The sequence below is a fragment of the Kitasatospora sp. NPDC036755 genome (genome assembly GCF_040636595.1).
In the GTDB taxonomy this organism is placed as follows: Bacteria; Actinomycetota; Actinomycetes; order Streptomycetales; family Streptomycetaceae; genus Kitasatospora.
The window spans coordinates 1-10,825 of record NZ_JBEZUT010000293.1 but is presented as its reverse complement, the minus strand read 5'-3'; the positions used below and the strand labels follow the sequence as shown (position 1 = coordinate 10,825).

The window sequence follows — 10,825 nt, the reverse complement described above, 5'->3', positions numbered from 1 at the left end:
CCCACTGGCGGCTGGCATCGGACATCCCCAGGTCGGTCTGGGCAGTGGGCAGGGCGATCGTCACGATCGTCGTGTCCAAAGTGATCATCAGCTGCGAGAGGGCGATGAACACCAACCCCCACCAGCGGCGCTTGCGTTCGCGGGCTGTGCCCGCCGGTTCCTCGTCCGCTGCTTCCATCAGAAACACCTCTTGAAGTCGCCGTGGCGATCATGGGTTCTCGGAGAACTGATCCGCGGCCCGGTCCGCCGGAGACACACGAGGCGGTGGATGCGGGACCGACGGGCCAGATTCATTACCTGCCGACAGGTAATGAATGGTCGAGAAGAACCTAGCGCCATCACCTGCCGATCGGCAAGCAATGAGCTCCGGCCAACCCCAGGACTCGACGGGCCCGGCGCGTAGGGTTGATCAGCATCTGGCGAGAAGGGGAAAAGACCATGGCAGGACGCCGCACCGACACGCGGGAACGCGCACAGCGCGTCGCACTGCAGCTCTTCGCCGAGCACGGCTACGAGTCCACCTCGCTGCGCATGATCGCGGAGCGGCTGAACATCACCAAGGCCGCGCTCTACTACCACTACAAGTCCAAGGATGAAATCCTCGCCGCCGTCCTCTCGGACTTCTCCACGGCGGTCGCGGGCCTCATCGACTGGGGCGAGCAACAACCCCCGGGGCCGGAGACGCGCCGGGAGCTGCTTCGCAGATACGCCGAACTGGCCGCCAGCGGGATCACCCCGGCGGCCCGCCTGCTGCAGGAGAACCAGCCGGCCCTGCGAGAGCAACCGCTTGCCGCCGAGGTCCGGTCCCACGTCGTCACCCTGTTCGATCTCCTGGCGGGGCCCGGCGCCCTCACCGGGGCGAACGGTCCGGCCGCCTCGTTGCGGGTCCGCCTCGCCATCACCGCCCTGCACATGGCGGGCGAGGAGTCGGAGCTAGCCGAGGACGGCGGTCAGGAACTGCTCGCGGCCGCCCTGAACATCGCCTGCGGCCTCATCGACCCCCCGTCGGCGGACTCGGCATCCGAGAAGCGCGCACACGGCGACGGCCGCTTCGGCGGTCCGTTCGCCCAGGAAGCAGCGCCCACCCCGAACCACCCGTAGCGCGAAGCGCCCGCCGGCCGGGCTCGTCGGCCCGCCTGCGCGGAGGCGGGCCGACGTGGCCGACGGCACGGCAGGCCGCTCCGCCCGCCCGAGAGCGGCCTCGCCAGGAGCGGTTCGGCGAGTGCGGCGTCCTCGCACATCCGGGGCGCAGCAGGTCGAGGCCGGTGAGGAGGTGGCGGGTTTCGCACTCGCGTTCCGCGCCGGTTGTGCTCCGGCGCCCGGCCGACGACTGAAGATGTCACCCGACAGAGGTGGCTCCCGTTTCCGCCGTCCGACCGGCTCCCCTGCATCGGTTCAGGCACGGATTTCGCGAAGTCGATCGCGCTCTGTGCGCACGGTGACTCTCCGTCGCATCCAGGTGGATGCCCGATGCTGTCGGATCGCGGTGAGCGCGTCGGTGCCCTGGCGGAGGTGAGCGCGTATGAGTCGCCGAAGTTGATGCGTGGCTCCTCATTTCTGATGATCCGCGGCAGTTCTGCGAACCGAATCACTCGACGGAGTGGCCTCGTTCGCCTGCCCCGGCCCTCCCGGAATCCGGGCCGTTCGTTGGCGGTCGGGCCGTCGGAGCCCCCGGGGCGGAAGAGTTGTCGGATCCGCATCACGGGCTCGCTCGCGCCTGTGAGCCCGACGACAACCCGCTGCACGCCGTTCTTCGCACGCCGGGGTGGAGTGAACTGCCCTACCTCGGATACTTCACCCCCTGTCGTTGGCGCGCCTCGCCGGGGCGATCCGCCACGCGGGGTGGCGCCGGGCGGTGACCGGCGCCACCCCGCGCTCAGTGCCGTCTGCGGCGTGCGAGGCGGGCGCCGAGGCCCAGGCGCGTGGTGGCCGCTCCCGCGCAGCCGCCGAGCAGGATCGCGGGCCAGGCACCGAGGCCCGCCACGCGGCAGACGAGGGCGGTGGCGACCAGGGCGGCCAGGACCACCGCCACGTCCACGGCAGCCGCCCGGGGGCCCGCCGGCCCGCGCTCGCCGGTCATGCCCAGGAGGGCCGACAGGCGTACCCGCTCGCGGCCGCTCACGACAGCGTGCCCATCAGGCAGCCGGCCCCGGCGATGGTGACGTAGCCCCAGGGGCCGCCGGCGAACTTGACCAGTCGCAGGCCGTTGCGGGCACGCTGGATGTTGACGCTCACGTGGTGGGCCTGGACGGGGACGTAGGCGGACAGCGCCCCCATCCCGCACTTCTTGGCCGCGTTCTTCACGACCTTGCCCGTGCGCTTCCAGTTCCAGCTCCACGGGTTCCACCACGGGTCGGCGACGACCGGGAAGGCCGTGCTCGCGGTGAAGTCGACCCGCTGCACCAGGGTGTCGCCCTCCAGCCGGTAGGAGGTGGGGACATCGTTGCCGTGGGCGTCCTTCGCCCAGGGGGCCCGGATGGCCGCGACCGGCTCGTCCGGGTTCGCCGGGACGATCACCACGGAGCCGTCGGGCTCCTGGCGCAGGCTGGTGCCGGCGGGCAGGGTCACCGGGACGCGGTACTCGTGCGGCGCGTTCGCGTTCTTGATGACCTGCAGGGTGCGGCTGCCGCCCTCCAGGGTGGGCTGGACCACGGTGTCCACGTCGGAGGCGGCGTCGGCGTACACCACGCTGCCACCGATGTTCACGCCCTGCTGCCGGGCGGCCGAGCCGATGCCGACGGCGGCGATGTCGTCGGGCTTGACCTCGGTGGGGGCCTTCGGGTCCCGGGGCACGGTGACGGTACCGGTCGCCGTCTCGGCGATGGCCGCGTACCGGCTGTCGCTGGTGGTGGCGGGGGTGATGTCGGCCGCGTCCAGGACGGCGTTGGCCGCGCCGAGGGCGTCGACGGCCGCGCCCGGCTTCCACGCGGTGTCGACGGTGAACGTCACCGGCTCCGACCAGCCGTTGGCGTAGTGCTGCCCGTCGAAGGTGGTCGTCCGGAAGGTGTACGCGTGGCCGCTGACGAGCTTGCCCGCCGGGACGGTGGCGGACGCGGTCCCGCCGGCCCGGACGAACCCGGAGTTGAACTGCGTGACGACCTCGCCGGTCGCCTTGTCCTTGACCTCGAACGTGCCCTGGACCTTGTCGTCCTCGTTGACGTCCTCGGTGGTGAAGCGCAGCGTCGGGGTGAGGCTGTTGACCTTGTAGACGCCGCCCTCGCTGTGGAAGGGCGGGCCGGCCTGGAGGTTGCTGCCGGTCCTGGGGCGGTAGTTGAAGGTGACGGTCAGCTTCGGGATCCTGTCCTCGGTGGCCTCCGAGGAGTAGAAGCGCTTCCAGGCGTAGGTGTCGTTCTCGTCCACGGCCTTCAGCGCCACCGAACCGGTAGCGGCCTTGGCGCTCGCCCAGGTCTTGGCCAGCGAGGTCACGTCCGCGCCGACCCAGCCCGCGTTGCCGCAGGCCGTGCTGCGGGTCTCGGTGGAGGTGGCGAACTTCTGCTTCAGCGCGGGCTGCTTGGTCCAGCGGCTGGAGGTGTCGGCGGCGTCGGCCGCCCAGACCTCCCAGCCGCGCTTGTCGCACGACCAGGAGTGGTAGTTGTACAGCTCCAGCTTGGCGTCGGTGACGAGGGCGTCGGCGAACTGTCCGGTCTCCCACGTGAGGAAGGAGCGGGCGGTGCGCTTGGTGGAACCGGCGTAGTCGCCGGGCCAGCCCAGCTTGAGGTCGGTGGACGCCGACTGGTCCGTGGTGTCGCCGCCCTGGACGAACGTGTCGAACATGACGGAGAGGGTGTCCGTGGCCGGGTCGATGGTCACCGGGTACTGGGTCGCCGGGTCCGCCAGGAAGCCGGGGTCCGGGGTGAGCCGCAGCTCGACGGTGTCGCCGTCCTGCGTGACCGTCATCGGGACGCGGGCGCTGCGCTTGCGTTCGCCGGAGCGCTCGTCGACCTGGGCGTCCCACATCACCGGCGCGGGCATGGTGGCGACCGGCTCGCCGCTCCCGCGGTCGCTGAAGACCACCGAGCCGTCCTCCCGCTGCTCCGCCTTCAGACCGGGGAGCTTCAGGGGCAGCGTCATCGGCGCGACGTCGCCCGTGGGGCGCTGCTTGAGGGTGAGGAACTGCTCGAAGCCGGTACGGGTGGCCTCCACCACCAGGTCGGCGCCGGGCAGCGCGTCCGGGTAGGTCGCCCTGGTCCCGTCCAGGACGGGGGCCGGCAGGCCGCCCTTCCACTGCACGCCGATCTTCCGGTCGCCGGTGCCCAGGGTGACCAGGTCGCGTGCGGCGGAGGCCGGGGCGTCGGCCGCCGCCGGTGCCGACAGGGCTCTGGCGCCACCGGGGCCGGCCAGGCGCAGGTCCCCCGGGTGGGCCCCGGGGGCGATGCCGCCGTCGGCCTGCCGCCGCAGGGTGGCGTCCACGTCGACCCACTGGCCGTCCCGCAGCATCCGTACGGGGCCGGCGCTGACCGTCGTGGTCAGGGTCCCCTCCGGGTCGGCCCACGTGGTGGACGTCTCGGTCCTGCGGTCCAGCACCTCCACCCGGCGGCCGAACACCTGCGCCGCGAGCAGGGCGGACTCGGCGGTGACGGCCTCGGTGACGGGTTCACCCACGGGGTTCTTGACGCGCGTGGCCTCCAGGACGGCCTCGCGCACGGCCGCGTCCCCCTCGTCGGCCAGGGCCGGAACGGACGAACCGAGCACGGCGAGTGCTGCCAGCACCGAGACACCTCCCGCGGCGGCGGCTCGGCGATGCCTACGTCGTATCGACGACATGTCTGTCCTTGCGCTCGGGGTCGCTCGACTCACCCGAGGGGAGCGACCCGTGATCAATAGCGCCAAGAGATTAAAGGAATGACAAAGAACAGGCAAATTCAAGCTATTGACATTGATTCTGACATGTGCCAAAAGGCCGGAGGATCTCCGATTCGGAATACGGGAACCACGCACCCATACCGGATCGCCGGATCGCCGGATCGCCGGCTCCTCCGGCGGGTCGCGCCGAGCGGAACAGCTCCGCCAGGACGCGGACCAACGGCCCGGCCCGGCGTCCGCCGGCCGCAGCGGCAGGTCAGCCCCCCCCCACCCCCCACCCCCCCCAATCCGCTCGGCGAACTCGATCATCACGCGCCCGTCCCGCACATCCGTGCACTCGACCCGCACCCCTGCGAGATGCGGAAGCAGAAAGGAACATCTCCTCACGCGCGACCAAGCATTCACCTGGAGGTGACGGAGCGTCACCGCGCACACGGAAGCGCGATCGACTTCACGAGATCCGCGCCTGAACCCATGCATCCCCCATCGCCGCCTCGGCCTCGGCCGTCGAGCGCTCCCGCGACGCTGCGGAACGAGACAGCCACGCAGTCCCCGCACCCCCGCACCTCTCCCCCGCCGCGGCCCCGTGCAAATCCTGTCCCTCGCGACCGCCTTGACACTCTCCCACCGGCAAGACCATGATTCCATTAATTGACTAGTGGAATTGAGGGTGTGTGCATGGCAGACGCATTCGCTCCGGGCGGCTCGCCCGACGCCTGGGCCCTGGAAGCCCGAGGCCTGGGCAAGCGCTACCGCCGCGGTTGGGCACTGCGCGACTGCTCGTTCCGGCTGCCGGCCGGACGGATCTGCGGGCTCGTCGGCCCCAACGGTGCCGGGAAGAGCACTCTCCTGGGCCTGGCCACCCAGCAGATCCAGCCGACGGAAGGCGAGTTGAGAATTTTCGGCGTCCCGGCCGGGGATGCGGCGACGAGGCCGCGGACCGCGTTCCTCGGCCAGGACAAGCCGCTGTTCAAGGGGTTCACCGTGGCGGAGACGCTGCGCCTGGGCGCCGAGCTCAACCCCGCCTGGGACATGGCCTCGGCCGAGCGGATCGTCGAGGCCGGCCGGATACCGACGGACGCCCGGATCGGCACCCTCTCCGGCGGCCAGCACACCCGCGTCGCGTTCGCCCTCGCCTTCGGCAAGCGGCCCGACCTGCTCCTGCTCGACGAACCGATGGCCGACCTCGACCCACTGGCCCGCCACGACCTCGGCTCCCTGATGCTGGCCGAGGCCGCCGAGCGCGGCATCACCGTCGTGATGTCCTCCCACCTGCTGTCCGAGCTGGAGGACATGTGCGACCACCTGCTGGTCCTCGCCGAGGGGCGGGTCCGGCTGGCAGGCGACACCGACGCCATCGTCCCGGCGCACCTGCTGGTGACCGGACGCGTCGCCGACGGCGACCCACTCGCTCCCCTGGCCCCGCACACCGTCGTCGACCACCGCGTCCAGGGACGGCAGTTCCAGGCACTGATCCGACCGAACGGCCCGCTGCGCCCCGAATGGGCCGTGGCGGAACCCACCCTGGAGGAAGTGCTACTGGCACACCTGCGCTCGCCGGACGCGCCTCCCCCGCACACACCCGCCGCCCGTCACGAGGCCGAAGGGAACCCCACCGCATGAGCACCACCCTGACCGACACGCCCCGCCCGGCCGCCCACACGCCCGGGCGCCGGCTGCTGGGCGGGCTGAACTGGCTCGTCGTACGCCAGCACCGGGCGGCGCTGCTCACCGTGGCCGGCGCGGTCGTGCTCGGCTCGGCCTGGATCGTCTACCAGCGCCACCACCTGGCCGGGATCCTCGACGCGCTCGGCTGGCCGGACGACCAGCCTCCGATGCCGGTGCCCGGCTCGGGACGCATCAGCCTCACCATCACCGCCCTGGGCATGCTGCCCGTCCTCCTCGGCGTGTTCCTCGGCGCCCCGCTGATCGCGAGCGACCAGGAGCGCGGCACCCTGCAGCTGGTCACCACCCAGTCGGTGTCCCGCCGCCGGTGGCTCACCGTCAAGCTCGCCTGGTGCTACGCCGCGGCGCTGCTCGCCGGTGCGGTGCTCTCGGCGTTCTTCACCTGGTGGTGGAAGCCCTACCGCACGGTGTTCCCGGGCCGGTGGTACGACGGAGCCGTCTTCGACCACACCGGCCCGATGCTCCCCGCCCTGTGCCTCTTCCTCACCGCCGCCGGCGTCACCACAGGCCTGTTGCTGCGCCGGGTCCTCCCCGCGATGGCGATCACCTTCGCCTTCGCCATGGCCTTCCAGACCGCCTGGGGACTGCTGCGCGCCCACCTCGCACCGTCCCGGACGTTCAGCTACCCGTACCGCGGCGGCATCCGCGAACAGCTCAATGACCCGTACGAACTGGACAGTTGGATCGGCTCCGCCGACGGCCACCTCTACGGCTGGGGAACCTGCGCCAAATCGACCGAGGCCTCGGCCGACGCCTGCCTGCGCGAGCACGGCATCGTCAACGACGTCATCGAGTACCTCGGCTTCGACCAGATGCCGGCGATGCAGTGGACCGGCGCGGGCCTCCTGCTCGCGGCCACCGCGGTCCTCACCGTGTTCACGCTGTGGCGGGCGTCCGCGAAACTGTAGGCGTACGGGATGTGCGTATGGTTCCGACAGAACGAAACGGGAGGTGAGAAGAATGGTCGTGTTCCGCATCAACCGGCGAAGCGGGGTCGCCACATACCTCCAGATCGTGCAACAGGTGGAACAGGCGCTGCGGATGGGAGCCCTCGAACAGGGTGACCGGCTGCCGACGGCCGCTCAGGTCGCGGCGGACACCAAGGTCAACCCGAACACGACCCTCAAGGCGTACCGGGAGCTGGAACGGGCGGGGCTGGCCGAGGTCAGGCAAGGGGCCGGCACCTTCATCACCCGCACCCTGGCACCCGCCCAGGAGGGCCCCGCCTCCCAGCTGCGGGCCTCGCTGGCCGCGTGGATGGAGGAGGCCAGAGCCCAAGGGCTCGACGGGGACGAGGTCACCGCGCTCTTCCTGGCGGCGCACGCGGCGGCGTTCGCGTCCGGGCAGGAGGATTGACGGCGGCTCACACCGGGCCCGGCCGACGACGGCCCGCACCCGGCACGGCCGCACGGGCCGCGCTCCCGCCGACGGCCGCCGCGCCGGGACGGCTGAACCGCCGCCTGCCCGGTACACGGACGGGGACGGGGACGGCACCGTGGAACCGGTACCGTCCCCTGACCCCGCCTTGTCCGTGCCGTCGGGCCTACTGGTCCCGCCCGTCGGCGGCCTGCTCCGGTCCCCCCGGCGCGGTCGACGCCTCGGGCTCGATCGTGCCGTCCAGGCGGATGCCCCGTGTCAAAGTCCACACCACCAGGGCGCTGCCGCACACCACGCCGCAGTCGGCGAGATTGAAGACCGGCCAGTACGGCAGCTGGATCCAGTCCACCACCCTTCCCTCCCACGGGGAGGGGCCTCGGGACAGCCGGTCGACGAGGTTTCCGGCCGCCCCGGCGATGACCAGTCCGAAGGAGACCGCCCAGACGGGGGTGCGGACGCGGGGCGCCATCACCAGCAGGAGGATGAGGACCAGGAACTTCACCGTGGTGAAGAACCAGGTCTCCCCCGCACCGACGGAGAACGCCCCACCCGAGTTGAACACCAGCGTGAACTTCAGAAGCCCGCCGAACGCCTCGGTCGGATCGGTCCCCGAGAAATGCGTCAGCGCTACCTGTTTGGTGATGAGATCCGACGCCAGCAGCGTGAGGGCTACGGCTGCCATGGTTCCCAGTCGTCGGGGCGCGCCACCGGGCAGGGAAGTTCCTCGCGCAACCCGTGGGCGCAGTAAGCCAGTCATGGCGGCATTCTAGGTGCCGGCGGCTTGCGTACGAACGCCCCCCTGGACGGGGACGCATCGTCAGGACGGGAGCACACCCTCGTGTTGCCGGGGCGTCGGCCTCGCCGTTGCTCGGACGACCTCATGAACGCGAGATACCCGCTGACCCCGAAGCGCAGCGCGGTGGGCCTCCATGTCGAGGTGCGAATTCTCGGGGATGACACATCCGTCCCGCTGGTGAAGGGATCGTTCCGGTCGCAGCACGCGCCGGCCTTGGGCCACGCCCGAGCTGGACCCGCCTCGAACCGGCCCCGTACGTTCGACACATGGGTGATGTTCCTCCTCGGCGCCTGATCGCGCTGGACGCGCTGGCTGCGCTCGGGTTCCTAGTCCTCCCGCAGGTGTCGGTACTGCGTCCGGCCGGCAGCGAGGTGAGTGCCACCGCCGTGTGGCTGCTGTCCCTGGGCACCGCGCTGCCGCTGGTCGTACGGAGGCTGTGGTCGGTCCCGGTATTCGTGGCCGTGTTCACCGCTGCCTGTGCGGCGTTGGCCGCCGGGGTCGGACCGTCCCCCTTCCTCGCCACCGGCTACGCCCTGTACCTGGTCGCCACCACCAGGAGGGGGCGACCGGGACTGTCCGCGGCCCTCGTCGCCGGGCTGTGCGGGGCCGGCGTGATCCTGATGACCGTGTCGGGAGGACAGGGCTACCAGGGCGGGGGCAGGGTCGTACAGATCGTGTTGGCGCTGCTCGTCCTCGGTTCCACCTGGGCGGCGGGGGTCGCGGTCAGGGAACGGCGGGAGAGCCTGCGGCGCGACATCGAGCGCGCTGCCGAGCAGGCGAAGGTCGAGGAACGTCTGCGCATCGCCCGTGACATCCACGACGTCGTCACCCACAGCGTGGGCCTGATCGCGATCAAGGCGAGCGTCGCCAACCACGTCGCCACCACCCGCCCCGAGGAGGCGAGGGAAGCCCTGGAGGTGATCGAGGACGTCAGCCGCCGGGCGCTGCACGACATGCGGGCCACCCTCAAGGTGCTGCGCCGCGAGCAGGACGACGGCCACGACGATCTGCGACCGGTCCGAGGACTGGCGGACCTGCCGACCCTGGTGTGCACGGCCCAGGCCGCCGGAGTCCGCGTCGACGTGCGCACCGAGTACGAGGAGGAGCCCCCGAACGGTGTCGCACTGTCCGCGTTCCGGATCGTCCAGGAGGCCCTGACCAACGTCGTCAAACATGCCGCGCCCACCCGCTGCCAGGTCCGACTCGCCGCCGTCCAGGGCACGTTGAGGATCGACATCACCGACGAGGGCCCCGGGAACGGGCACCGGCCCACCCTGCCCGGCGGGGGAATGGGCCTGGTCGGGATGAAGGAGCGGGTCACCGCCCACAGCGGTACCTTCAGCGCAGGGCCGCGGCCGAGCGGTGGCTTCCGGATCGTGGCGACGCTGCCGTACTGAGCCCGACCCGTTCGCGGGCACCTGGCCTCTCACGGCTACCGGACTCATCCGCAGGTATGAGGTTCGACCCGTGCGGGCCGTCATGCGATCCCGCCCCCGGACCGATGCGGCCGACGGTCCCGACCGACGAGACTCGCCATGTGATCGAAGTCCAGAACCTGACGAAGCGGTACGGCGAGAGGACAGTCGTCGCAGGCCTCACCTGCACGGTGCGGCCGGGAGCCGTCACCGGATTCCTGGGCCCCAACGGAGCCGGGAAGTCCACGACGATGCGCATGATCCTCGGCCTCACCCGCCCGGATGCCGGATCCGCCGGCATCGGCGGCCGTCCCTATCGCGAACTGACGTACCCCGCCCGGCAGGTCGGCGCGCTGCTGGACACGGCGGTCCCGCACCGAAGCCTGACCGCCGCCGACCATCTGCGCTGGATCGCGCAGAGCAGCAGGATCGACCGGCGACGGGCCGCGGAGGTCCTGGAGATGGTCGGCCTGACCGGAGCGGCCCGGCGGCGGATCGGCACGTTCTCCCTCGGCATGCAACAGCGGCTCGGCCTGGCAGCGGCCCTGCTCGGCGACCCGCCCGTCCTGGTACTCGACGAGCCGTTCAACGGCCTGGACGCGGAGGGCATCCGGTGGCTGCGCGAGCTGCTGCGCTCGATGGCCGCCGAGGGCCGGACCGTCCTCGTCTCCAGCCACCTGATGACCGAGATGTCCAAGGTCGCGGACCACCTGATCGTCATCAGCCGCGGTCGACTGCTCGCCCGGAC

9 protein-coding genes and 1 pseudogene are annotated in these 10,825 nt (G+C 71.4%); 6 read left to right on the top strand and 4 right to left on the bottom strand.

Features of this window, described 5'->3' with window-relative positions; translation table 11 throughout:
- Positions 1–178 (bottom strand): annotated as a pseudogene (locus tag AB0E96_RS31895) (MFS transporter); the annotation flags it as partial.
- Between the two features lie 260 nt (positions 179–438).
- Here AB0E96_RS31895 and AB0E96_RS31890 point away from each other — a divergent pair.
- Positions 439–1,101: a helix-turn-helix domain-containing protein gene (locus AB0E96_RS31890; protein WP_359829265.1), complete on the top strand. Its 663-nt coding sequence runs from the start codon at positions 439–441 to the stop codon at positions 1,099–1,101.
- 775 nt (positions 1,102–1,876) lie between these two features.
- Here the strand turns inward: AB0E96_RS31890 and AB0E96_RS31885 are convergent.
- Together AB0E96_RS31885 and AB0E96_RS31880 are read right to left on the bottom strand one after the other, a co-directional pair.
- A complete protein-coding gene (locus AB0E96_RS31885) occupies positions 1,877–2,122 on the bottom strand; it encodes a hypothetical protein (protein WP_359829264.1) in 246 nt (81 codons plus the stop codon).
- Positions 2,119–4,710, bottom strand: coding sequence for a DNRLRE domain-containing protein (locus AB0E96_RS31880; protein ID WP_359829263.1), 2,592 nt, complete (start codon positions 4,708–4,710; stop codon positions 2,119–2,121). Before AB0E96_RS31880 ends, AB0E96_RS31885 begins: the two co-directional genes overlap by 4 nt.
- A gap of 771 nt (positions 4,711–5,481) precedes the next feature.
- Here AB0E96_RS31880 and AB0E96_RS31875 point away from each other — a divergent pair.
- From AB0E96_RS31875 to AB0E96_RS31865, 3 genes are read left to right on the top strand one after another with little or no spacing between them, the layout of a single operon-like run.
- Complete coding sequence (locus tag AB0E96_RS31875) at positions 5,482–6,426, top strand: ABC transporter ATP-binding protein (RefSeq protein WP_359829262.1); 945 nt, start codon at positions 5,482–5,484, stop codon at positions 6,424–6,426.
- Positions 6,423–7,397, top strand: a complete 975-nt coding sequence (locus tag AB0E96_RS31870) for an ABC transporter permease subunit (protein WP_359829261.1) — start codon at positions 6,423–6,425, stop codon at positions 7,395–7,397. The genes AB0E96_RS31875 and AB0E96_RS31870 overlap by 4 nt, the downstream gene beginning before the upstream one ends.
- Before the next feature lie 52 nt (positions 7,398–7,449).
- Entirely contained in the window at positions 7,450–7,845 is a 396-nt protein-coding gene (locus AB0E96_RS31865) for a GntR family transcriptional regulator (protein WP_359829260.1), read from the top strand.
- Between the two features lie 187 nt (positions 7,846–8,032).
- Here AB0E96_RS31865 and lspA read toward each other — a convergent pair whose 3' ends face one another.
- Complete coding sequence (gene lspA, locus AB0E96_RS31860; protein WP_359829259.1) at positions 8,033–8,548, bottom strand: signal peptidase II; 516 nt, start codon at positions 8,546–8,548, stop codon at positions 8,033–8,035.
- Positions 8,549–8,928: 380 nt separating this feature from the next.
- Between lspA and AB0E96_RS31855 the strand changes: the two genes are divergently transcribed.
- Positions 8,929–10,059 (top strand): sensor histidine kinase, encoded by a 1,131-nt coding sequence (locus AB0E96_RS31855; protein ID WP_359829258.1) that lies wholly within the window; start codon positions 8,929–8,931, stop codon positions 10,057–10,059.
- Positions 10,060–10,163: 104 nt separating this feature from the next.
- A partial coding sequence (locus tag AB0E96_RS31850; RefSeq protein ID WP_359829257.1) for an ATP-binding cassette domain-containing protein occupies positions 10,164–10,825 on the top strand: 662 nt, incomplete at its 3' end.

Bases quoted from the DNA above. Each gene is read 5' to 3' on its own strand.
- AB0E96_RS31865 (WP_359829260.1), top strand. From the start codon at position 7,450: ATGGTCGTGTTCCGCATCAACCGGCGAAGCGGGGTCGCCACATACCTC.
- AB0E96_RS31890 (WP_359829265.1), top strand. From the start codon at position 439: ATGGCAGGACGCCGCACCGACACGCGGGAACGCGCACAGCGCGTCGCA.
- AB0E96_RS31875 (WP_359829262.1), top strand. From the start codon at position 5,482: ATGGCAGACGCATTCGCTCCGGGCGGCTCGCCCGACGCCTGGGCCCTG.
- AB0E96_RS31855 (WP_359829258.1), top strand. From the start codon at position 8,929: ATGGGTGATGTTCCTCCTCGGCGCCTGATCGCGCTGGACGCGCTGGCT.
- lspA (WP_359829259.1), bottom strand. From the start codon at position 8,548: ATGGCAGCCGTAGCCCTCACGCTGCTGGCGTCGGATCTCATCACCAAA.
- AB0E96_RS31870 (WP_359829261.1), top strand. From the start codon at position 6,423: ATGAGCACCACCCTGACCGACACGCCCCGCCCGGCCGCCCACACGCCC.